Annotated in this window: 20 protein-coding genes; 9 read left to right on the top strand and 11 right to left on the bottom strand. The window is 38.3% G+C overall.

What is annotated here, in order from left to right; translation table 11 throughout:
- Positions 1-43: 43 nt before the first annotated feature.
- From uvrA to R2R28_RS04675, 4 genes are all read right to left on the bottom strand, one after another.
- The gene (uvrA, locus tag R2R28_RS04690; RefSeq protein WP_316824548.1) at positions 44-2,962 is read right to left on the bottom strand and encodes an excinuclease ABC subunit UvrA; all 2,919 of its coding nucleotides are present in this window, start codon (positions 2,960-2,962) and stop codon (positions 44-46) included.
- 112 nt (positions 2,963-3,074) lie between these two features.
- Complete coding sequence (locus tag R2R28_RS04685) at positions 3,075-4,034, bottom strand: hypothetical protein (protein WP_316824547.1); 960 nt, start codon at positions 4,032-4,034, stop codon at positions 3,075-3,077.
- A 292-nt stretch (positions 4,035-4,326) separates the two neighbouring features.
- Positions 4,327-5,370, bottom strand: a complete 1,044-nt coding sequence (locus R2R28_RS04680; RefSeq protein WP_316824546.1) for an iron-sulfur cluster-binding domain-containing protein — start codon at positions 5,368-5,370, stop codon at positions 4,327-4,329.
- Between the two features lie 352 nt (positions 5,371-5,722).
- Positions 5,723-6,505: a lytic transglycosylase domain-containing protein gene (locus R2R28_RS04675; protein ID WP_316824545.1), complete on the bottom strand. Its 783-nt coding sequence runs from the start codon at positions 6,503-6,505 to the stop codon at positions 5,723-5,725.
- Between the two features lie 263 nt (positions 6,506-6,768).
- Here R2R28_RS04675 and R2R28_RS04670 point away from each other — a divergent pair, with 263 nt between their 5' ends.
- The 7 genes from R2R28_RS04670 (at position 6,769) to R2R28_RS04640 (ending at position 14,027) form a co-directional block, all read left to right on the top strand.
- Positions 6,769-8,352: a pseudouridine synthase gene (locus R2R28_RS04670; protein ID WP_316824544.1), complete on the top strand. Its 1,584-nt coding sequence runs from the start codon at positions 6,769-6,771 to the stop codon at positions 8,350-8,352.
- Between the two features lie 261 nt (positions 8,353-8,613).
- The gene (locus R2R28_RS04665; RefSeq protein WP_316824543.1) at positions 8,614-9,723 is read left to right on the top strand and encodes a lactonase family protein; all 1,110 of its coding nucleotides are present in this window, start codon (positions 8,614-8,616) and stop codon (positions 9,721-9,723) included.
- 10 nt (positions 9,724-9,733) lie between these two features.
- Positions 9,734-10,228: an SRPBCC domain-containing protein gene (locus R2R28_RS04660; protein ID WP_316824542.1), complete on the top strand. Its 495-nt coding sequence runs from the start codon at positions 9,734-9,736 to the stop codon at positions 10,226-10,228.
- A 2-nt stretch (positions 10,229-10,230) separates the two neighbouring features.
- Positions 10,231-10,968, top strand: coding sequence for a phytanoyl-CoA dioxygenase family protein (locus R2R28_RS04655; protein ID WP_316824541.1), 738 nt, complete (start codon positions 10,231-10,233; stop codon positions 10,966-10,968).
- 46 nt (positions 10,969-11,014) lie between these two features.
- Positions 11,015-11,998: a M28 family peptidase gene (locus R2R28_RS04650; RefSeq protein ID WP_316824540.1), complete on the top strand. Its 984-nt coding sequence runs from the start codon at positions 11,015-11,017 to the stop codon at positions 11,996-11,998.
- A 90-nt stretch (positions 11,999-12,088) separates the two neighbouring features.
- Positions 12,089-12,946 carry a nuclear transport factor 2 family protein gene (locus R2R28_RS04645; RefSeq protein ID WP_316824539.1) on the top strand — a complete coding sequence of 286 codons (858 nt, stop codon included), beginning with the start codon at positions 12,089-12,091 and terminating at the stop codon, positions 12,944-12,946.
- A 193-nt stretch (positions 12,947-13,139) separates the two neighbouring features.
- The gene (locus R2R28_RS04640; protein WP_316824538.1) at positions 13,140-14,027 is read left to right on the top strand and encodes a glycerophosphodiester phosphodiesterase family protein; all 888 of its coding nucleotides are present in this window, start codon (positions 13,140-13,142) and stop codon (positions 14,025-14,027) included.
- A gap of 201 nt (positions 14,028-14,228) precedes the next feature.
- Here the strand turns inward: R2R28_RS04640 and R2R28_RS04635 are convergent, their stop codons facing one another.
- The 6 genes from R2R28_RS04635 to R2R28_RS04610 all read right to left on the bottom strand — a co-directional run bounded on the left by R2R28_RS04635 (position 14,229) and on the right by R2R28_RS04610 (position 18,935).
- On the bottom strand, positions 14,229-14,423 hold the full coding sequence (locus R2R28_RS04635) for a hypothetical protein (RefSeq protein ID WP_316824537.1): 195 nt from the start codon (positions 14,421-14,423) through the stop codon (positions 14,229-14,231).
- 125 nt (positions 14,424-14,548) lie between these two features.
- Complete coding sequence (locus R2R28_RS04630) at positions 14,549-15,070, bottom strand: tetratricopeptide repeat protein (RefSeq protein ID WP_316824536.1); 522 nt, start codon at positions 15,068-15,070, stop codon at positions 14,549-14,551.
- 256 nt (positions 15,071-15,326) lie between these two features.
- Positions 15,327-15,812, bottom strand: a complete 486-nt coding sequence (locus R2R28_RS04625; RefSeq protein ID WP_316824535.1) for a DinB family protein — start codon at positions 15,810-15,812, stop codon at positions 15,327-15,329.
- A 154-nt stretch (positions 15,813-15,966) separates the two neighbouring features.
- Positions 15,967-16,929, bottom strand: a complete 963-nt coding sequence (locus R2R28_RS04620) for an AAA family ATPase (RefSeq protein WP_316824534.1) — start codon at positions 16,927-16,929, stop codon at positions 15,967-15,969.
- A 5-nt stretch (positions 16,930-16,934) separates the two neighbouring features.
- Positions 16,935-18,293 carry a peptidylprolyl isomerase gene (locus tag R2R28_RS04615; RefSeq protein WP_316824533.1) on the bottom strand — a complete coding sequence of 453 codons (1,359 nt, stop codon included), beginning with the start codon at positions 18,291-18,293 and terminating at the stop codon, positions 16,935-16,937.
- 54 nt (positions 18,294-18,347) lie between these two features.
- Entirely contained in the window at positions 18,348-18,935 is a 588-nt protein-coding gene (locus R2R28_RS04610; protein WP_316824532.1) for a hypothetical protein, read from the bottom strand.
- Positions 18,936-19,039: 104 nt separating this feature from the next.
- Between R2R28_RS04610 and R2R28_RS04605 the strand changes: the two genes are divergently transcribed.
- Together R2R28_RS04605 and R2R28_RS04600 are read left to right on the top strand one after the other, a co-directional pair.
- Positions 19,040-19,693 carry a hypothetical protein gene (locus R2R28_RS04605; protein WP_316824531.1) on the top strand — a complete coding sequence of 218 codons (654 nt, stop codon included), beginning with the start codon at positions 19,040-19,042 and terminating at the stop codon, positions 19,691-19,693.
- Between the two features lie 96 nt (positions 19,694-19,789).
- Positions 19,790-20,371, top strand: coding sequence for a non-canonical purine NTP diphosphatase (locus R2R28_RS04600; protein ID WP_316824530.1), 582 nt, complete (start codon positions 19,790-19,792; stop codon positions 20,369-20,371).
- Between the two features lie 124 nt (positions 20,372-20,495).
- On the opposite strand, the gene R2R28_RS04595 is transcribed toward R2R28_RS04600, so the two are convergent.
- The gene (locus R2R28_RS04595; protein ID WP_316824529.1) at positions 20,496-22,937 is read right to left on the bottom strand and encodes an OstA-like protein; all 2,442 of its coding nucleotides are present in this window, start codon (positions 22,935-22,937) and stop codon (positions 20,496-20,498) included.
- Positions 22,938-23,000 lie beyond the last annotated feature (63 nt).

Below are 23,000 nucleotides of genomic sequence, written 5' to 3'. Positions count from 1 at the left end.
ATTAAGATTCCCAATCAAGTTGGGAAAGACGATGCCTCACAGACTACTTCTTCTTTTCAGCTTTACTTTTCTTTGGAGTTTTGACTTTGGCCTCCGGACTTCCTACTTCGGCCTGTGGAATCCACTCCATTTCCTTTTTCAAAAATTTGCCTGTTAAACTGATCGGATTCTGGATCAACCCTTCTGGTGTACCTTCAAATAAGATTCTTCCGCCGCCAGCACCACCTTCTTCACCTAAATCAATCACCCAATCGGCAACCTTAACCACATCTAAATTGTGTTCGATTACCAAAATGGTATTTCCTTTATCAACCAGCGATTGTAATACACCTAAAAGCACATTAATATCTTCGAAATGAAGCCCTGTGGTAGGTTCATCCAAAATATAGAAGGTTTTTCCGGTATCTTTTTTAGAAAGCTCGGTAGCGAGTTTAACACGCTGCGCCTCCCCTCCCGATAAAGTAACCGACGATTGCCCCAAAGTGATGTAACCTAAGCCAACATCTTTTAAAGTTTTGATTTTTCTGTAGATGATTGGAATATTTTCGAAAAAATTGCAGGCATCTTCGATACTCATATCCAACACATCACTGATGGATTTTCCACGGAAACGCACTTCTAAAGTTTCCCTGTTGTATCTTTTTCCACCACACTCCTCACAAGGCACTTGTACATCAGGTAAAAAATTCATTTCGATTACTTTTAAACCTGCACCCTGACAAGTTTCGCAACGCCCACCTTTTACATTAAAGGAGAAACGACCAGGTTTGTAACCTCGAATTTTTGCTTCGGGCAGCTGAACAAATAAATTTCTGATATCGGAGAAAACCCCGGTATAGGTAGAAGGATTTGAACGCGGCGTTCTGCCAATCGGCGCCTGATCAATCTCGATCACCTTATCAATTTCTTTTAAACCATTGATTTTTTCGTAAGGCAAAGGTGTTTTTTTGGCCCTGAAGAAATGGTGGTTTAAAATCGGGTATAAAGTTTCGGTAATTAAACTTGATTTTCCACTACCAGAAACTCCGGTTACGGCAATAAATTTACCCAAAGGAAAATCGACTGAAACCTCTTTTAAATTATGTCCAGTTGCTTTAACAATCGATAACTTATGTCCATTGCCCTTTCTCCGGGTTTTTGGCATTTCAATCTTCCTTTTGCCATTTAAATAATCGGCAGTTAAGGTGTTCGATTTTAGGATCTGTGCGGCAGTTCCTTCGGCCACCACTGTGCCACCATGGATACCTGCTCCAGGACCAACATCAATTACCCAATCGGCCTCCAGAATCATATCTTTATCGTGTTCTACCACCAAAACGGTATTTCCCAGATCGCGGAGATTTTTCAGCGCATTGATTAAACGTTCGTTATCACGCTGGTGTAAACCGATACTCGGCTCATCAAGGATGTACATTACATTCATCAACTGCGAACCAATCTGTGTAGCCAAACGGATACGTTGTGCCTCACCACCCGAAAGTGTACGGGCGGTACGATCTAAAGTTAAATAGGTTAAACCTACATCGGTTAAAAACCCAATCCTCGCTTTAATCTCTTTTAAAATTTCTTTGGCAATAATATTCTGGCGGTCAGACAAACGTTCATCAACTTTATCGAACCACTGATGAAGGTTGTTGATATCCATCGATGAAAGCTCGAATATATTTTTGCCATCCACTTTGAAGTGCAGGCTTTCTTTTTTCAAACGGGCACCATGGCACTCGGGACAGGTTTTCAGTTTCCTGAATTCGTCCATATCATCTGATGCAGATTCGCTTCTTTTTTCGTTCTGCTCTTCGAGCATTTTAATGATACCATCGAAAGTGATGTTATAATTCTGAACGTTCCATTTATTATATTCTACTTCAACCTTGATCAGATCAGGCGAACCGTTTAAGATCATGTTAACCACCTCATCACTTAATTTTTCGATCGGTGTAGAAAGCGAAAAACTGTATTTTTTGGCCAAAGCTTTTAACACCTGAAACATCCAGATGTCGCGGTATTCGCCCAGAGGCGCTAAACCACCGTTTAAAATACTCAGTTTTGGGTTCGGGATAACCGATTCCTTATCCACCACAAAAATATAACCCAAACCATCGCAACGCTCGCAGGCACCGTAGGGCGAGTTAAACGAAAAACTGTTCGGTTGGGGTTCGTCGTAAGAAATACCCGTGGTTGGGCACATCAAAAACTTACTAAAATGTGCTACATTATTATCTTTATCGCTGATTTTGATTACACCTTTGCCCATTTTCATTGCAATCTGCAAGGAATCGAGTAGGCGTTTTTTATCTTTCACATCAACAATCAACCGGTCGATTACGACTTCAATATCATGGATTTTATAACGGTCTACCTGCATTTTAGCAGTAATATCCTTTATTTCTCCATCTACACGCACTTTTACATAACCCTGTTTACGGATTTGCTCAAAAAGTTCGCGGTAATGTCCTTTTCTACCTTTAACTACCGGAGCTAAGATATTTACAGCAACCCCATCAAATTTATTAAAGATATTCTGCAGGATCTGGTCTTCGCTCATGCGCTCCATTTTCTCACCGGTATTATATGAGTAAGCATCGGCAACACGGGCGTAGAGCAAACGCATAAAATCGTAAATCTCGGTAATGGTACCTACGGTAGAACGTGGATTTTTGCTGGTGGTTTTTTGCTCAATGGCAATTACCGGGCTTAATCCCGAAACCTTATCTACATCAGGCCGCTCCATCCCCCCCATAAACTGGCGGCTGTAAGCGCTGAATGTTTCCATATAACGGCGTTGCCCTTCCGCATAAATGGTATCAAAAGCCAATGAAGATTTACCGCTACCACTTAAACCCGTGATTACCACAAGTTCGTTTCGCGGAAAACTAACGTCTATATTCTTTAAATTATGTACCCTCGCACCATATACTTCTACATCTTTTTGCTCGCCGAGGTCGATAGATTTATTGCTCATATTTTATTTAAAGTTGGGGCCAAAAACCGGCTTTGAAAAAGACCGGATTTCAATCCGCAAAAATGCTAAAAATTTTATCAAAAAGAAAGCCAAAACCAATCTGTATTACCGATTAATTGTCATAATGTCGGCTTCTATTTCTAAGGAAACCAGATGATAAGCCAAAGCGGACATAAGCATAATGATCCTGGAAATAGATATTGTAATTATCTTCACCATAATAGCCTGCCGCAGCCATTAAAAACACATTATGCATAAACGGGAAGCTGTAATTAAAATTAATTTCGGCATTAAGCCGCTTCTGGATATTGGCAAAATTTTTCGATGGAATTTTGTTTACCGCATAAGATAACTCTGTATTTAAACGCCAGGTTTCTTTTTCGGTTTTAACTTTGCGCCTGTTCTTTGCATTTTTTTCTATCTCATCATACCGGCGCCAGGAGAAATTATATAAAACGCGTGTAAATCCAAAACCTTCATTAAGTGCTGGTTCGTAGCGAAAAAACTTATACCATTGCAAACCCACCCGATGATTGAAGGAGTAATAGCTTTCATCGGCGTTAATGGAAGTAAAATCGCCAAAACGATAAGAAAGTGTTAAATAATTCGCATTAAAATTTCCTGTACGGGTATTAATTGTACCATCAGGATTAAATGCACTCTGATCCTGACCGTTAGAATGGTGCGTAAAAGCCAGTTCAGTATATTTATAATGCGCCGGATCGGGATTTAATCTCGCAAATACAGCAAAACCCAAACGATAACTCGGTGTGCGAACACCTGCCGAAAATTCGTTCCGCACACGTACCGTAAAATCAGGGATAATGGCAAGGGCAATAGGCGATTTGTAACTACCCAATAGCATATAGGTAGTGGTAAGCCGCCCGTTGATTACATATTTAGAAGGGGCGCCCAATTCGCCACCAGGAGAAGTATAAGCTAAATCGGCATTTTCTTTATAAAGATGAATATACTCTCTATTGGCAAACTCTCTTTTTACAGCAACAGAATCTTGGGCAAACGATTGTAAATAGAAGAGGCAGATTATGAGTGTAAAAAAAAATCTCGTCATACCTAATAAACGCTGATAATTAGGCAACGGTTTTGTATTTTTAGAGAAAATAACGATCGCTCATCAAATGATACAGAAACTTAAATAGGGCATGACACTTCTATTACAGCCAATACTGGAACGGATGGAGGTTCCGGCTGCTACCATAATTAAGCACAATTAAAAGATCTCTCGGCTCCGTTACTCTCCGCTCGAGGACGATGCTACTATGAACGCCACGTTAACCCAATGAACCTGTGAACGATTGAACCAATGACTAATGAACAAATGACCAATTAACGATTGAACTAACCTACCACACTATCGTCGTTCCATTCTCAGTCGGGTGCCCTGTACAAACCAAAACACGTCCCCTTTCAATTTCATCGTCGGTAAGCACTTCGTTATAATCCATCCTTACCCCACCTTTGGTACAATTGGCTACACAGGTGCTGCATACTCCTCCACGACAACTATAAGGAAGTTTAATTTTATTTTCGAGCGCAACATCTAAAATGCGCTTTGGCCAGGGTATGTCCAGATGATGCGTTTCACCTTTAAAATTCAAGACAACCGAGTAAGTATTTTTATCAACTACTTTTTCAGAACTATCATCTTCATCAAGCTCATCATCAGGCAGCACAAAAGTTTCTCTTTTGATCTGTTTAATATCAAAACCCATACCCAACAGGGTAATGCGACACAAATCCATATAAATCACTGGTCCACAGCTGTAAAACAGTGCATTATTACGATCGAAATGCAAATGTTCCTGAAGTAATTTCTCAATATAAAACTTATTTAACCTGGCCGTCATTAAGTTTTTACTGTTGCTAAAAACCCAAACAATTTTTAACCTATTAGGATATTTACCCTGCCATTCCAACAGTTCATTATAAAACAAAGTTTCCTCTTTTGACCTATTGCTATATACCAATGTAATCAGCGATCTTCCCTCTCGCACCAGTGCCGTTTTCAAAATCGAAAATAATGGCGTAATACCAACCCCGGCTGCAAAAAGAAAAAGATCGCGTTCTAAATTTTCTTCAGGCAAATAACTAAACAGCCCCTGCGGCTCCTGTGCAAAAAGAATATCGTTCACTGAAGTTTTATGGTGCAGAAATCTCGATATCTCCCCATTTTCCACCCTTTTCACCGTAATGGCTAAAGGCTCATCCACATCAGGTGAACTGTTAAAAGAATACGATCTTCTTATTTCCTTATGCTTTCCATGAAAAACCAACGAAAGAAACTGTCCGGCCAAATATTTCGGGTATCGCTCCCCTACCTCCTCAAATTGAAAAGTAATATTATCACCCGGCTGATTGATTATTTTATTGATGCGCAACTTGAACATAATGCAAAGAAAGGAAATTAATGGTTCATTGGTTCAATAGTCATTAGTTCATTGGTTAGCATGATGCAGAAACTTGCACACCGTAAACTGAAAACTTATCATTATCTATTGATTAACATGATGTAGAAAACACCTCCATGTTAATGCGTGCTTTCGTAGCTAAAAATTCATTAATATATTGGTTAATCAAACAAGGACTCGAAACACTCAACCTCAATCAGGCTTTGCATACTGCATAAAAGGCCTGTATTAACCGGTGTAATCTCTAAATCTGTTTAATCATCTACCAAAAAAAGCGTCCCGATTAAAAACCGGGACGCCTTACCAAATGCTTGTCTTTATCTTAATTATATTACTCGGCGTTATAGGCCAATAATACGCGCGGTTTTGTGTAACCGTAACGTTTCGGATGTTCCATAATCTGTTTCATAGAAATTACTTTATAAACATAGCCACCGGTTTCGCGGTTGAGCCTCATTTTGTAGTAATTATCCTGATTTTGATTATCGATCTGCTTGCGTAAGCGTCCGTCGCCAACATTGTAGGCCGCAGCTACCAATGTCCAGCTTTCTAAACCTTTATACATTTCTTTAATGTATTTACAGGCTGCGATGGTTGATTTTCGCAAATTATAGCGATCATCAACATTCCCATTTACCCTTAATCCATAGGTACGGGCAGTGCCAGGCATAAACTGCCAGATTCCGGCTGCACCTTTTGGAGAAACACCTTCTGTCATTCCAGATTCGACTAATGCCAAATACTTAAAATCATTAGGGATTCCATAAGCAGCGAGAATGGGTTCAATTACGGGAAACCATTTTGCTGCTTTTGCATGCAGGCGATTGGTTTGGGTATTTCCGTAAGTGTGTGCTGCAAGAATTTTTTTCATTTTGCGTTCTACCTTTTTATCGCCTAGTGGCAGGGTTTCTTCTGCAAAATTCAACTGTGCCATTAAAGATTGAGGGGCTTCCTCATTTTCCACTTCAAGGCTATCAGATTTGGGTATTGTAGTGTTTAATTTTTCTTCTTTTAAAAGACTTTTTTGTGCTAAGGGCATTTGGTAAGCGAACACTTTTGCCAAGATAAATAGTGTTGCCACTACCGCAAATGGTACGATGTGTTTCTTTAACATTTTCCTCCTTTTTTTGGTGAACTTATATAAAAACGTTGGCAAAGGTAAAAAATAATAAGCACATTATCAAACAGTTACAAGAAAAAGCGCCAAAACCAGCCTTTAAAGTACTTTAAACGTGGATTTTAAATTTTGATTTTCAGGCAATTTTTCCTATTTTAGAGGCTATTTTTTTATCTGATTTTTCAGCTCTTAAAATTGTTATGTTCATCATTTTTTCATAAATTTGCAGCCCGCATTTTTAATGCGGTTAAAAGCGTATCATGATAAATAAAAACAACAGGAACAGTCGGGATGACAAGTCCAAACCAGGCAGTCGGAGAACAGAAGGCAGAAGTAGTTCGGCCGGGTCTGACAGAAAAAGATCAGACGACAAAGACAGCAAATACAAAAAATCATCCGATTCAAAAGAAGGCTTCAGACCCAGAAGCGCAGACGGTAAAGATTTCAAATCAAAATCTTTCGGAGACAAAAAAGATTTCAAACCAAGATCAGGCGGACGTGATTTCAAATCGAAAGATTCGGAACCACAGAGTTTCAAATTCGGAGATCGCGAGTTTAAATCAAAAGATGCAGGATCAGAAGACCGCGGTCCTAAATCAAGATCAGGTGGATCGAGAGATTTCAAGCCAAGAACCGGTGATCGTGATTTCAAATCGAGAGAGGGTGGATCAAGAGATTATAAACCTAGAACAGGAGACAGGGATTTTAAACCAAGAGAAGGTGGTGCAAGAGATTATAAGCCAAGAACAGGAGACCGTGATTTCAAATCTAAGGATGGAGATTCGAGAGATTTTAAACCGAGAACTGGCGACCGCGACTTTAAACCTAGAGAAGGCGGATCGAGAGATTACAAACCAAGAACAGGTGAACGTGATTTTAAATCGAAAGATGGCGGATCAAGGGATTTCAAACCTAGAGAGGGTGGATATAAAGATTTCAAATCAAGAGGTAAATCAGACGATTTCAAGCCAAGTGCTGGAAGTTCAAGAGATGTAAAACCCAGAGAGCCAAGGGAAGGCGACACCCGTCCGTTTAGAAAACGCGAGGATGCACAGCCAAGAGATACAGAATTTAACCGCCCGGAGCGCACTGTAATTACCCAAGGCCGTAAAACAAATGAAGATAAGGGCTTAATTCGCCTAAACAGATATATTTCAAATGCAGGCATCTGCTCTCGTCGTAAAGCCGATGAACTGATTATTGCCGGTATTATTACCGTAAATGGCGAAGCTGTTACCGAACTTGGCCATAAAGTTGACCCTGCAAAGGATTTGGTTCGTTACAACGGAGAATTATTAAAACGCGAGAAAAAAGTTTACGTTTTATTAAATAAACCTAAAGATTATATCACCACTACAGACGATCCTCAGGAACGCCGTACGGTAATGCAATTGGTTGATAAAGCCAGCCGTGAGCGTATTTACCCTGTTGGTCGCTTAGATCGCAATACAACAGGTTTGTTGTTAATGACCAACGATGGTGATTTAGCAGATAAATTATCACATCCTAAAAACGGTATCACTAAAATTTACAATGTTGAACTGGATAAATCTTTATCACAGGGCGATTTAAACAAAATTGCTTTTGGTTTAGAGTTAGAAGATGGCTTGATTAAACCTGATAACATTTCTTATGTTACAGGCGGAACCAAGAAAGAAATCGGTATCCAGATTCACAGTGGTAAAAACAGGATTGTTCGCCGTATTTTCGAACATTTAGGTTACAATGTAGAAAAATTAGACCGTGTAGTTTATGGCAATTTAACCAAGAAAGATTTACCACGCGGTAGATGGCGTTATTTGGAAGAACATGAACTGGTTCAGATTAAACATTTAATTAAATAGTATATAAAGGCAGCCAATCGGCTGCCTTTTTTGTTACTTTCTTACTACAAGGAACCTGGAGAAAAAGCACAAATACCAGAGAGTTGGTTTCCAGTAAAACATCCTGCGTGTTTTTTTGTATCTGTGGCATTTTCCACCATCGTTTTCGCTTACAACGAGAACGATATATCTTTCCTTGCAGACTTCACTGCGTTCAGAACAACAACCATTCTTTTTACATTAAAATTTTCCCATATTTGTTAAAATCAATATCATCTTTTCATGAAAAAATTTAGTTCATTACTTGTGCTCACCATATTATCAAGCCTTGCTTTTGCTCAAAAAAGCAATTATAACCTGATTGTAGGTACTTATACTGCACCGGGAAAAAGCGAAGGGATTTATACTTATAATTTTGACGCTGCAACGGCAGCCACCACCGTAAAAAGCATCGCAAAAAATACAGATAACCCAAGTTACGTAGCCATTTCACCCGATCAGAAGTTTATTTATGCTGTTAACGAAACCGGAGCAACCAGCACGGTAAGTGCCTTTAAATATGATGCTAAAACAGGTGATTTAACTTTTTTAAACAAAGTTGACAGCCATGGCGCCGATCCTTGTTTTATTACTACAGATGCAAAAAATGTAATCGTAGCCAATTATAGCGGCGGCAGCTTAGCTGTATTTCCGCGCAAAGCAGATGGTTCCCTAACAGAAGCTGCGCAGGTAATTAAACATACCGGAAAAAGCATTGATCCGAAAGGCAGGCAACAAAGTGCCCATGTTCACATGACATTATTTACACCAGACCATAAATACCTAATTGTAAACGATTTAGGCGAAGATCAAACATATATTTACAAATATAACCCAACCTCGAAAGAAAAAATATTAACGGTAAAATCGGTACTCAAAACCAATGCAGGTACTGGCCCAAGACACATCACTTTTAGTCCAAATGGTAAGTTTGCTTATCTGGCACACGAATTTAACGGCAGCATTACTGCTTTTGCTTACGCAAATGGAACCTTAACCAAAATTCAGGAAATAGGTACTACTCCAAAAGATTTTACGGGCAAAATTGATGGAGCTGATATTCATGTTTCGGCCGATGGAAAATTCCTTTACGAAACCAACCGCGGCGATGCCAATAGCATTTCAACATTCTCTGTTTTACCTACCGGAAAATTGAAATTTATTGAAACGGTAAGTACACTGGGCAAAGGGCCAAGAAATTTCACGATTGATCCGACCGGAAAATTCTTATTGATCGGACATCAATACAGCAACAACATTATTATTTTTAACCGCAACAAAACAACGGGTAAATTAACCGATAGTGGTAAAAGGATCGACGTTGGCTCCCCAGTTTGTTTGGTTTTTAATTAATCGAAAGCCAATGGAAAACTTCGATTGGACAAAATTCACGATCAGGATTGCCGTTAAAGCAAAGCTTGAGGAGGTCTACAACGCCTGGACGAAGGCCAGCGAAATTGAAAAATGGTTTTTGAGTGATGCATCCTTCAGCGATGAAAATCAGGTATTGCTTAACAAAACGCAAAACGCGCTTAAAGGTGACCAATATAAATGGATCTGGTACCTGTATGATGATATCGAAAACGGAATGGTAACCGAAGCAAATGGCACGGATTATTTCCAGTTCACCTTTGCAGGAGATTGTTTAGTGGATATCAACCTCCGCGAAGAATTTGAATATACCGTAGTAGAACTTACTCAAAAGCATATTCCTACAGATGATCATTCGAAGCGAAACATCCGTTTAGGCTGCCACAACGGCTGGAGTTTTTACCTGATTAATTTAAAATCAGTTTACGAAGGTGGTTTAGATTTAAGGAATAAGGATAACCGTTTTAAACCGATGCTGAATAATTAAGGATGAGTTTAGCGGTAAAAGGGCGAGAAACCCGGGAAATTGGTTTTTCGGTTATAGAACATGTATTTACCGATCCAGAGATTGAGGCAATCCTAACTGCAATTAGCAATACTGATCCAAAAAACGAAACCTTTAGAAAATCAGATGATCTTTTTGCAATCCGTCAATTTTTAAAAGAAGTTCCGGATGCGATCAACATTGTTTTTAACGAAAAGCTGAAAAACATTATAAATGAGCTCTTTGGAGAAGATTATTTCCTCGTTAAATCAATCTATTTTGATAAACCAGAAACTTCAAACTGGTTTGTTTCCTATCATCAGGATTTAACTATTTCTGTTGATCAAAAGGTTGAAATAGCCGGATTCGGTCCTTACACCAATAAACATAATCAATTTGCCGTTCAGCCACCATTAAGTATTCTTGAAAGCAGCTTTACTATCCGCATCCACCTTGACGATACCAACGAAGAAAATGGCGCACTAAAGGTAATTCCGAATTCGCACAGCAAAGGAATTTACCGCCCGGAAACCATTAATTGGGATATTGAGCAGGAAGTGAGCTGCAATGTAGCCAGAGGAGCTGTAATGATTATGAAACCAATGCTCCTGCACCGTTCAAGCCGGACAACCAACAACAAAAAAAGAAGGGTAATCCATTTAGAATTTAGCAACCAGCTATTACCCAAAGCAATACAATGGTCAGAATATCTAAATTTTGAACAGAAAACACAGACAAATTAACATCGTAATATTACACTACTTTAAATCATTTTCCGTTAGATTAATAATGAATAAAAAAATATTAATAATCCCTTTACTGGCTCTAATCGGATTGGAGGCATGCCAAAATAAAACAAAGCAAAACGCCGATGAGAATGGAGAACAAGCTATATTAAATTTATCTTCCCCCGATTTTAATGCAGATAGCGCTTACGCCTATACAAAAGCACAGGTAGATTTTGGCCCACGGATTCCGGGCACATCAGCACATCAAAAATGCGCAGATTATCTGGTTGCCAAATTAAAATCGTTCGGTGCTCATGTAAGTGTACAAGGTGAGAAAACGCAGACTTATGATGGCAAAAGTTTTCAATTGAAAAATATTGTTGCCGCTTTTAATCCAGCTAAAAAGAACAGGGTTTTAATTACGGCCCATTGGGATGCCCGTCCCTTTTCCGATCAGGATACTGACCCTGCAAATCATACAAAACCTTTTGATGCAGCTAATGACGGTGCTAGCGGCGTAGCAGTAATTTTAGAAATGGCACGCCAAATTCAACAGGAACAACCCAACGTAGGCGTAGATTTCGTATTATGGGATTTAGAAGATTATGGCAAGGCAAATGATGAAACACCGGATGAAACCACCTGGTGTTTAGGCTCTCAATATTGGGCTAAAAAGGCAATTGCTTCAGGATACAAGGCCTTATACGGCATTAACCTGGATATGGTAGGTGGTGGTAATGCACAATTTACACAGGATGAAATTTCACGTCAGGCTGCTCCAGATGTATCTAATAAGATATGGGATATCGGGAACGAGATTGGCTACTCTTCCTATTTCACCAAAATTCCGAGCGGAAAACTGGTAGACGATCATTTCTGGATGAACAAAGCAGGTGTTCCTTCCGTTGATATTATCCATTACAACGATAACAGTGGTTTTTATATCAACTGGCACACCCAATTGGATAATTTAGCGAACATTGACAAAAACACACTGAAAGCAACAGGTCAAACCATTTTAGAAACCATTTACAGAGAAAAATAAATGGTAACAAATGTGCAATTGTTAATTATTTTTAAGACCATACATCAAAGAAACTTTTATATTCGCCAAACAAAATTATCTAAACTAATAATGAAACAATTATTTTCAACTGCAATAGCTTCGCTTTTAGCCTTAGGCGCCTTTGCCCAAAAGAGTGACGGGACAACCAAATCTTTAGTAAATGCTGAAAAGGATTTCGCTAAATCGGTTGCCAAAAACGGAGATAAAGAAGCGTTTCTTGATTATTCATCAGCTAATACATTAGTATTCAGACCGAACCCGGTTAATGCTAAAACTTTTTATACCGGTAAGGCAAATGCGGAAAATGATGTAACCTGGACTGCAAACCTGGCAAAGGTATCGCGCAGTGGTGATTTAGGTTTCACTACCGGCCCCTACGAAATCGGAACATCAGAAAAAAAATACGGTCAATACCTATCAATCTGGAAATCAGAAAATGGCAGATGGAAATTAGCGATTGATTTGGGTACAGAAAGTAACAAACCTTTGGCTAATGTTACGCCTTCTTTTGTAGAGCCGAAAGACCATGTTGCACCAAAATTCCTAAATGAAAGAGAGATTAAAGCTGGTAAAGAAATTATCTTAACAACCGAGAAAACATTAAACACTTTATTAAAAACGCATGGAATTGCTGCGTTTGGTGGCTTTTTAACCAACGATGCACGTTTACTTTTTCCGGGTAACGAAGCCATTGATGGAAAAGGAAAAATCATTTCTTTTTATAATGGTATGATCAGCAAAATCAATTTAAAAACTACAGGAGTAGATAAAGCGATTGGTAGCGATTTAGCATATACTTATGGTGTGGCAACAATAGATTATAAAGCCGATCTGCGCGAAAGTTTTAACTATGTTTTTGTTTACGAAAAAGCAGCAGATGCAAGCTGGAACTTAATTGTACAGGCTTTTGTACCTGCAGAGAGATAAAATAACCAGGTGAATTAAAGAGGGCTATCCATAAAAAGAGGCCCTTTTTTTATTTTAGAGATTTATCTTTTTTTGTAATTACATTCAGATTTAGTTCACGTTACTCCAATTTGAGCGTTGACAACTTTCTTCCCAAACGCTTATTAAAGTTATCAACTCACTAATAAAATAGCTTATTTTACGTTTAAAACTCATGCATAAAAAATTACTTCTATTCTCCGTTCTCGCATTATGGTGTTTTACTGTTTCGGCACAGAAAAAGAAATTCGACATTCAAGGTAAAGCCGGCGCACGTGGCATTATGCCCGAAAATACCATCGAGGGTATGTTAAAAGCTTTAGATTTAGGTGTAACCACCTTAGAAATGGATGCTGTGATTTCGAAAGATAAACAAGTGGTGCTTTCTCAGGAACCATACTTTAACAATGAAATTTCGCTCCAGCCTAACGGGAAGCCTATAACCTTAAAAGACCAAAAGAATTTCAACATCTACAAAATGGATTATGAGGAAATTAAAAAATTTGATGTAGGCAGTAAAGTACATAGCCGTTTCCCAGGGCAGATGAAATTTAAAGCTTATAAACCATTACTTACGGAAACGATAGATGCGGTTGAGGCCTATGTGAAAGAACATAAACTGGCCAAGCCGATGTACAGTATTGAAACGAAAACGATTAAAAATGGCGACAATGAATTCCACCCGGAACCTGCAGAATTTGTAGACCTGATTATGGAGGTCATAAATGCCAAAAAGTTAAGTAAAAGGGTAATTATCGAATCGTTTGATATGCGTACGCTTCAGTACCTGCATGAGAAATACCCTAAAATACAAACTTCATTATTGATTGACGAGAAAGAGCCTTTTGAAGATTATATCGAGAAATTAGGATTTAAGCCTACCATTTATAGCCCTTATTCGGTTTTGGTTGGTAAAGGTTTGGTAGACCGATGCCACGCCATGGGGATTAAAATTATTCCCTGGACGGTAAACACGGTTAAGGAGCTTAAATATTTTATGGATTTAGGTGTAGATGGCGTGCTTACCGATTACCCTAATATTATGGGGCAGTTGAATAACTAATTTGCTGTTTAATCTTTGCGGCTTGCGCTCGTTTTTAACGAGCGCATAAATAGCAGGCGATTTTTATCGCTTTGACCTATCGGTTGGTGTCTCACCCGACCGAATAAGATTTAAGTTGGTTGGTGTGACACCAACCAATAGAATGAGACATAAAAAAAGCGCTGAATATCAGCGCTTTTTTTGTTTGAGTTTTACTAATGCCTAGTGGTGCGATTCAGGAGCTTCTGTGTGTTGTGCTTCAGTTTTCTCGTGAGAAGAAGAAGCTTCTTCACCATGGTGGAAAATTGGTCTTGTGAAAGCCACAAGCAGGATTAAAACAATAATCCAAGCCGTTAATGGTAGTGCCCAAATGCCTTTAGTTTGCTGAACTGGCGCGTGTGAATCGTGAGCTGACATATCGAATATTTTTAATTTTAAGAATTTATGCTTTGTAATTGTGTGGTAAAGATAATAACAAAATTAAAATAAAAAGATTAAAAGGCGATTTGTATCTGTAAAAGCACAGGGATAAAAGTATAGTTCTATCCCTGTAAATCGTAAATCATTTTTTTGGTACTGTTCATTTTGTTTTTGATTCGGCTCTGATGTTCAAGCAAAGCATTGTGTTCATCCTGAATGGCATTAAAAAGTTCTGCTTTTTTAAAATAGTTCGCCGCTTCAGCAAAATTTTGTTGCTGCTCTGCATGTAAACCTAAACTTTCGTAAATATGCGCTTCGCAAACGCCTGCAACACTTAAAGCTTTATCGGCAATCTGTTTAACCAGTTTATGCATTTTAAGCGTAATTACCAGTTTCAAATAAGGCTCGTACACCTCCGGAAAATCGGCATCAAGCTCCGTGCAGCGCTTGTAATAATAACCCGCAGTTTTGTAATCCTTAAAATGATTATGGTAAATATCTCCAAGCTGAAAATAAGCTCTTGCATAATCAGGATCAAAGACAATAAGTTCGTTAAAATATTGAAGTGCTTTGGGCAATTCGCCCCAATGCAATTCTTCAATGGCCTGCAGATATTTTTCTTCTACAGTTGTATAAATGTCCATAATGGATATCATTAATTTTGTTAAGCCGTATTTTGCTTAGCAAATGGGTAATTAAATTAATTTTTAAATTTTGGTTATGCTATGATGGCAAAAACGCTAAGGATTGGGAAGGAAATTTAAATCAATACCCAAACCCTTTATGCCACAAGACGGGCTAAAGTGCATTTTTTGGATATGTAGTTGACGTAGCATTTCTGTAAATTTAATGCAAAGATATTTATTTTCAGCGAATTGCAAATTATTTTTTTTCGATTGATCAGCTTTTCATCTTGACCAGTGCATTTTTAATTTGCCGCCTGTGCCTTAAAATATGAACGATGGCATGTTCGAGCATTTGTTCTACATCGTATTGTTGCCCCCACCTTGTATTGATCTTTTTCGGTTGATCAAATTCTTCCAGCTTAATATTAGGGTTTCTGATAAAAAGATCCTCATTGTATTTAAATGCTTCCCGGATGCTTGAAATATAGGGGCTTACCTGACCAAATAGCACACGTTCTGGCCTGGTTGTTTCCAATCCGATAGAGTTTTCGATATAAACCGCATAGCTAAACATTGAGGCGCTTACATGCGTTAAAATGATCTGGATTGAGATACAATCGGGATTAACACTTTTTGGTTCGATGGTTTGAAGCAACTGTTGCTGGTTGATTGGCTTAATTACTTCAATCAGCTCATCAACTGCTTTTTTATATTCGTCCATTAGTGCAGCAATTGCACCGGTAAGGTTAATGGCTTCCATCGTTAAAACAAATATAATGGTTTGCCTGGGATTTTATGTTTTCGGGATTTGTAATCTGGGCCAAGCGCACGGTGGATTTTTAATCCACCAATAGGAGGATCAAAAACTTTGAGACGGGATTAAATCCCGACCAGCTTCTAATCCCGACTAGCAATTACAATAAATCTTTGATAATTTTTTCGATCGATAAACCTTCGGCTTCGGCGCGGTAGTTACGTACAATACGGTGGCGTAAGATAGGCTCAGCCACTGCTTTCACATCTTCAATATCTGGAGCATATTTACCAGTTACTGCTGCGTGGCATTTTGCACCTAAAACCAGAAACTGCGAAGCACGCGGACCAGCACCCCAGCTAATGTATTTGTTTACCGCCTCGGTAGCAAATTCACTATTCGGACGGGTTTTGGAAGCTAATTTTACGGCATATTCCAAAACATTGTCTGTAATGGGAATATCGCGGATTAGTTTCTGAAAATATTGGATATCATCTGCATGAATAATTTTCTGCAGTTGAATGGTTTTATTGCTGGTGGTATTTTTAACAATGTTCAGTTCATCTGCAAAAGCAGGATAATTTAATTGAATATTGAACATAAAGCGATCTAACTGTGCTTCGGGTAAGGGATAAGTTCCTTCTTGCTCAATCGGATTCTGCGTGGCCAAAACGAAAAATGGTTTTGGTAAAGTATGGGTTTGACCAGCTGCCGTAACCGATTTCTCCTGCATGGCCTCTAATAGAGCGGCCTGGGTTTTTGGAGGGGTACGGTTAATCTCATCAGCCAGGATAATATTAGAAAAAACAGGCCCTTTTATAAATTTAAAGTGCCTGTCTTCTCCTAAAATCTCTGCGCCAATAATATCGCTTGGCATTAAATCTGGTGTAAACTGGATCCTGTTAAAATCGAGGTCTAAAACAGAAGCTACGGTTTGTACAAGTAAAGTTTTAGCTAATCCGGGTACGCCAACCAGCAGACAGTGTCCGTTACTGAAAATGGCGATTAAAACAGATTTTATGATGTCATCCTGTCCAACTACTACCTTACTTATTTCGGCTTTAATGTTGTTGAAAGATTGATGAAGTGCATCAACAGCTTCTACTTCGTTCTTATACTGCATTGGTGTTATTTTGCGGCTGTGGTTTTAGTCCAGATTTTTAATTCATCACAGGTATTAAATTCGTCGTCGATTTTAATGTAAGTGCTTTCGCGACGTTTTTGAAACCATTCGCTTAAAGTACGATTAATTTTATCACTTTGTGCAGCATCCCTGATTTTTGGAAAATCCTGTTTCAGATTTGCTTTGTGTGGAGGTATTTTCGATTTTAAATATAAAATGCGGTAACCTTGTTTTCCATCAGGTGCAGTAAATAAATCAGGTTTAGAAACGCCACCAATTTTCATGCTATCGATTACTAAAAATACCGATGGATCTAATTTATCAACCGGGATGAAAGTACTTCTTGCCTGCACATTTTCGGCATTAAGCATCATACCACCGTTATATTTAGTTTCTTTATTATCAGAATACAAGTTTGCAGCAGCGGCAAAGCTTACTTTTTTTCCGATAATGTTGTGGTAAATACTATCAGCATGAAGTTTTAAACGGGTTAAACTTTCGGGAGTAGTTTTAGGCATAATTAAAATGTGCCTAACGTGTACCTGCTCACCTCTACGCTCTAATACCTGTAAAAAGTGGAAACCATAATCTGTTTCGAAAACCGGTGAAATTTCTCCTGCTTTTAATTTAAAAGCCCAGGCAGTAAATTCTTTAACCATGGTGTTTCTGTCGATAAAACCATAATCACCACCATCAGCTGCAGAACCCGGATCTTCTGAATAGGTTTTAGCCAATACGCCCATATCTTCGCCTGCTTTAACCCTTAAACGAAGTGCTTCGATTTTATCGCGGAATTTTTGTTTTTCAGCCCTGGTTAACTGTGGGTTTAAAATCACTTCACCAACTTCTACTTCTGTGTTAAACTCAGGAATACTATCACCTAAAGATTTGAAATACTTTTCAACCTCCATTGGGGTAACGTTGATGTTCTCGGTGATTTTTTGCTGCATTTTCTGCGCAATCAACTCATCTTTTACCGATGGCCTGATCTCATCTTTATACTGAAGAACCGATTTGTTCAGGAACTGCTCTAAACGCTCTTGCCCACCCGCACGCTGCATACTGAAACGCATACGTTTATTTACTTCATCATCAACGGCACCATCCTCAACCATTACCGAATCGATTTCGGCCTGTTGTTTAAGCAGTTTCTGGGTTAAGGTTTGTTGTAAAATTTTACATTTAATCTCATCATTGGCCGGGTTACCCTGATAAAGATATTGAGTGTATTGTTGGTTTAAATCTGATAGCAGGATAATATTATTTCCTACAACAGCAGCAACTTTATCTACAGTATGCTTTTGCGCATAACTGTTTAAAAACAGGCAAATTAAAGCGGTTGCTACTAAAAAAACTTTCTTCATTCTATTTGTTATATTTTGCAATTTAATATTTATGGTCACTCTTTATCAGCTTAGTTATAACCTGGCAAGCTTTTTAAGCTCGTTTTCGTTAACCCTCACCTGGTATTTCTGTTTAAGGCTTTTAAGCCATTTATCTTCTAAACTCAGCTGATAATCGGCAATTACCTCTCCCCTCACTTCGTTTAGGGGTTTATTATATTTTTGTTGGTTTTTCGTGTAAAAATCATTTATTGCCGCTTCATCTTCCTGCGCTTTATTCCAGATTTTTTGTTCCGAAACATTAAACATCAAAACACCTTCGCGGTATTCGTTCAATAAAAAATCGCGGTCTTTACTCCCGCCACCAACTTTTTTATGCGTTGTTAATGCATCCTCGTAAGTTTTGATTTCTTCCTGGTAGCCGGCACTTTTATCCAGCCCCATATCCCGGGCATCCAAAACCTTGAGTTTAAAATTTATATACAGGTTTAAATAAGCTTGTAAGGTATCGTAAGCGGCACTGATGTTTCCATTGTGGCTTTTTTTATACGCCCACATAAACTCCCTGGCACTGATCGATTTACCATTTACCACAGCTACGTTTTGCGCAAACGAAACGCTATAAATAAAGCTAAAAACAAATAGGCAGTAAGCTTTCCTCACACAGAGCACTCTATAAATTTTAAGGGATAAAAGTAACAATTAGCGACGCTATTATAAGATATTTAACTAATTTTAACAGAAATTATTATCCAACAAAAATACGAATGGAAAACCAGGTTACCAACAATGCGAACGCTTTACGTTTATTTTTTACCGACGAAGTTTTCGTGGTGAAAGATGAAACTGTAGAAATTCTGCCTTTACGTAACCCAGAGCCTGTTTTTGCTGCTCAAAATGTTTCTGTTACTGAAGAAAAAGAAACGGTTATTAAAGCAGAAATAGCGCAAATTCCTGAAATTAATGCTACAAATATACCCAAAGTTTATCCCCAGGCACCTGAAATTCCGTCTATTGTGGCCGAACTGCTGCCCGAAAAAACATTTAAATTTTTGGGTGGAAATAAAAAATCAGTACTGATTTTAGTAAATGATCAGCAGCATGATGTAAGCACTGAACAGGGCAGAGAGCTGTTGCGTAAAATTGTTAAAGCGGTTGATTTGGGCACACCCGATTTTGCCTTATTAAACTACGCAAACCATAAAGGAACAGATTACGCAGAACTGCACCAATTTTTCAAACCTGTTATCATGTTATCTTTCGGGGTAGAAATAGCAGCGCTAAAGCTAAACCTGACCTGGCAGAACGAAATCATCATGCACGAAAACACTAAAATCATTTTTGCACCAAATCTCCATCATTTAGATAGTGATTTAACGGCAAAGAAAACACTTTGGGGGCATCTTCAGAAAATTAAATAGCGGCTTAGCAAGTGTATCAAATATTGAGTATTACGTATCGAGATTGATTCGCTTAAACCATACACCTTAAACCCTTTACCTTTTACCTTCCTTAAAATGAAAAAACTCGTTTTTGCCACCAATAATGAACATAAAACAGAAGAAATACGATCGGCGCTTGAAGGCAAATATGAAGTGCTAAATTTAGAGGATATTGGTTGTTTGGTTGATATCCCTGAAACTGCTGATACTTTTGAAGGTAATGCAAGTTTGAAAAGCGGCTACGTGGTAGAACATTTTAATTTAGATTGTTTTGCTGATGATAGCGGTTTAGAGGTAGCAGCCTTAAATAACGAACCTGGTGTATATTCTGCAAGGTATTCGGGAAGTCGCGATAGTGCAGAAAACATTCAGCTCGTTTTAAAAAAACTTGAAGGAAAGAGCGACAGAAAAGCCAGATTTAAAACGGTAATATCTTTAATGCAGCATGGTGATAACCACATTTTTGAAGGTGTAATTAATGGAACAATCAGAACCGAATTAGCTGGTTCAAAGGGTTTTGGTTACGACCCGATCTTTCAACCTGATGGCTACGATATCACCTTTGCCGAAATGGATATGGCAGAGAAGAATAAAATCAGCCATAGGGCTATTGCCCTGAAGAAGATGATTGATTTTTTAAGGGAGAAAAAGTTATAATTTAAATAGATTAAAAAATTTCGAGAGGTCATCATTTCGACCGTAGCGGAGAAATCTATAACTTAAATCTATCTTTAGATTTCTCCATTGCACGGCGTTCCAGTCGAAATGACGACTATACAAATTACATTTTACCAGCCACTTTTTTCACCTGTGAAGTATCTTTTTTCACCTGAACGCTATCTTTTTTGGGTAAAATAGGTTTGATACCAAAGTTGGCGGTATCTGCTGGTTTGGTTTGTGGCAGTTTTTTATCCAGGCTTACACTGTCTTTTCCAAGTGCAATTTTCGGTTTGGTAACAGATTCAGTTGTTATTGGTTTAACTACCGGAGTTATTGTTTTTGCCGCTGTTACAGCAACAGGTTTACCTGCCACTGTTTTTGCTTTTGCTTTGGGCTTAGCCTTACCTGAAGAGCCTATGGCGTCTTTTTTCGACTTTGGCCGCTCGCTGGGCTTCCATGAAAAACCTTTTAAAGCATGATCTTTTGCAATGGTATTTTCAGGGTTTAGCGCCCCCTCAACTCCTTTAATATATACAATATCCTCAATGGCATTTTCCTTATTCTTAAAAATGAATTTGATCCTGCTACTCAATGTCTGGTTCATTTCTTTATAAACCTTTGTACTATCATCCTGGGTGTAATAGATACTTTCTGCATTACCATCAACGTACAAATTCTTCAATTTTCCGTCATAAAAGAAACCCGTCATTAACCGGCCTTTTATCTGGTTAAACCTTAGCGAATCGGCAGGGGTATTTACCAAAAATGCATTTTTGATGGCTTGTAAATTATTCAGCTTTTTATTCTTAAACTGAACATAAATGGTATCGCCAACCTGTTGTGAACCTTCCGACCAGAGAATTGGGTTACTGTAACAACGTAAAGTAGAATCGGCACTGGTGTAAAAAAGACTATCAGTTTTGGCCTGAATATTCGTTTTATAGATTTTAACGCCATGGTAAGCCTTAATAATACGTGCCTGAACGGTATCGGCAGGGTTAAACTTCGCTGTATCGTTTGTTTTGCCAAGTTTTAAATTCCCTATAATCTTTGTTAAACTATCTTTAACACCAGGTTTAGTCACCTTTTTTTGCAGGCTATCAATCTTTGTTTTTGAAAGATCTTTAACCATTGGAGTTACTTTATCAGTTATCTTTTTCTGCAGGCTATCAATCTTCGTTTTTGAAAGATCTTTTACAATTGGACCAGCCTTATCGATTAGCCTTTTTTGCAAACTATCGGTTTTGAGTTTAGGGAGATTTTTAATAATAGAATCGGCTTTACCTTTCAAAACATTATTTTTCAGCAAACTATCGGGATTAAGACCGGGTAATCCTTTGCTGAGCGAATCTACCTTCAATTTTAAACTATCGGTACTTTTATCTTTCAGGTTTAGTAAATCCTCTGTTGCTGCATCACCTTTATTTTTTTTCTTTTTATCGGCCCTCCGTTTACTCCTGTCATCTTTTTGCGTAGGCGGGGTGTCTGGCTTCACTTTTTGCTCCCCTTTTTCTTTCTTCCCACCGCCGTCTTCATCATCCTCACCAACCTGATTATCGGCTTTGATCGAAATTTTAGGAATCAGTTTTAAGGTTTTTTGCAATACCATTTGTGTTTCCAGGGTATCGGCACCCATCCATAAACTATCTGGTCTTTTTTTATTTTTCACCATTACCGAATCTTCGGTACCAATGCCGAGGTAAGCATTCCTGGTTACGAGTGTGCGTTGATCCAGCTTATAATAATAGCCCAAATCGCCAAACATTTTCATCTTATCTTTCGTATCAGAAAAAACAATGTTTTTAACCGCTTTACCAACTCCCTGCTTACCAAAATAATATAAACTATCTCCCTTTAAAGATCGTGTACCCTGCGTGTAAAGATTTTTCTTGCCAAAAAAAGCATCTTCCGTCATGGTGTTGTACTGGCCATTTTCGGTATACAGGTTATCATCTTTCCCTTTAATATTGGTTGGTCCGTAAAAGTAGGTCCATTTGTTTTTAGTGTTGTAGCTCATCGTATCCGATTTAATGGTCGATTGCGGCGTAACCACCACTACATCATATCTAAAATACGCGTCGCTGCCTTCGCGGCTGTAGCCCTCACTAAAATAATAGCCGTTTTTACTTGTTACCGTTACTTCCTTGTTTACAATCTTACCCCCGCTGGTATAAGTTCCTATTTTGGTGAGTGTATTGTAATCTAAAATATTGGTGGTTAACACAGAATTTGGGTCAACCATTCTTACATTTCCCGTCAAATGCGCTTGTTTTTTATTTCCATCATATTCCAGTTGATCTGAATAAATATCGGTAGTAAGCTGGTTAATGTGTACATTTTTGTAAGCTTCAAAATAGTTCCGTTCGCTATAAAACACAGCGCTATCACAGGTTAAAGTAGCATTGTCTTGTTGGAAAACAGGATTCCTTAAATAACTGACTTTGTTTTTAACATCACCTGTTATTTTAGAAAAAGAAACAATTTTAATCTTCGAAGCGGGTTGCTGACCGAATAAAAATACTGGACTGATTAGAAGAAATAAAAAGACAAATAGTTTTTGCACACTACAAAGTTAGTTTTTTGTTCCGAACGTTCGGAATACCAGTTAAAATTAAATATTTTTGGT

Source organism: Pedobacter miscanthi (assembly GCF_032678605.1).
In the GTDB taxonomy this organism is placed as follows: Bacteria; Bacteroidota; Bacteroidia; order Sphingobacteriales; family Sphingobacteriaceae; genus Pedobacter; species Pedobacter miscanthi_A.
The sequence above is the reverse complement of the archived record's forward strand: the minus strand, read 5'-3'. Positions and strand labels throughout refer to the sequence as shown.

Bases quoted from the DNA above. Each gene is read 5' to 3' on its own strand.
- R2R28_RS04620 (WP_316824534.1), bottom strand. From the start codon at position 16,929: ATGCAGTATAAGAACGAAGTAGAAGCTGTTGATGCACTTCATCAATCT.
- R2R28_RS04650 (WP_316824540.1), top strand. From the start codon at position 11,015: ATGAATAAAAAAATATTAATAATCCCTTTACTGGCTCTAATCGGATTG.
- R2R28_RS04640 (WP_316824538.1), top strand. From the start codon at position 13,140: ATGCATAAAAAATTACTTCTATTCTCCGTTCTCGCATTATGGTGTTTT.
- R2R28_RS04600 (WP_316824530.1), top strand. From the start codon at position 19,790: ATGAAAAAACTCGTTTTTGCCACCAATAATGAACATAAAACAGAAGAA.
- R2R28_RS04665 (WP_316824543.1), top strand. From the start codon at position 8,614: ATGAAAAAATTTAGTTCATTACTTGTGCTCACCATATTATCAAGCCTT.
- uvrA (WP_316824548.1), bottom strand. From the start codon at position 2,962: ATGAGCAATAAATCTATCGACCTCGGCGAGCAAAAAGATGTAGAAGTA.
- R2R28_RS04605 (WP_316824531.1), top strand. From the start codon at position 19,040: ATGGAAAACCAGGTTACCAACAATGCGAACGCTTTACGTTTATTTTTT.
- R2R28_RS04625 (WP_316824535.1), bottom strand. From the start codon at position 15,812: ATGGAAGCCATTAACCTTACCGGTGCAATTGCTGCACTAATGGACGAA.
- R2R28_RS04655 (WP_316824541.1), top strand. From the start codon at position 10,231: ATGAGTTTAGCGGTAAAAGGGCGAGAAACCCGGGAAATTGGTTTTTCG.
- R2R28_RS04675 (WP_316824545.1), bottom strand. From the start codon at position 6,505: ATGTTAAAGAAACACATCGTACCATTTGCGGTAGTGGCAACACTATTT.
- R2R28_RS04680 (WP_316824546.1), bottom strand. From the start codon at position 5,370: ATGTTCAAGTTGCGCATCAATAAAATAATCAATCAGCCGGGTGATAAT.
- R2R28_RS04670 (WP_316824544.1), top strand. From the start codon at position 6,769: ATGATAAATAAAAACAACAGGAACAGTCGGGATGACAAGTCCAAACCA.
- R2R28_RS04685 (WP_316824547.1), bottom strand. From the start codon at position 4,034: ATGACGAGATTTTTTTTTACACTCATAATCTGCCTCTTCTATTTACAA.
- R2R28_RS04615 (WP_316824533.1), bottom strand. From the start codon at position 18,293: ATGAAGAAAGTTTTTTTAGTAGCAACCGCTTTAATTTGCCTGTTTTTA.
- R2R28_RS04630 (WP_316824536.1), bottom strand. From the start codon at position 15,070: ATGGACATTTATACAACTGTAGAAGAAAAATATCTGCAGGCCATTGAA.
- R2R28_RS04645 (WP_316824539.1), top strand. From the start codon at position 12,089: ATGAAACAATTATTTTCAACTGCAATAGCTTCGCTTTTAGCCTTAGGC.
- R2R28_RS04635 (WP_316824537.1), bottom strand. From the start codon at position 14,423: ATGTCAGCTCACGATTCACACGCGCCAGTTCAGCAAACTAAAGGCATT.
- R2R28_RS04660 (WP_316824542.1), top strand. From the start codon at position 9,734: ATGGAAAACTTCGATTGGACAAAATTCACGATCAGGATTGCCGTTAAA.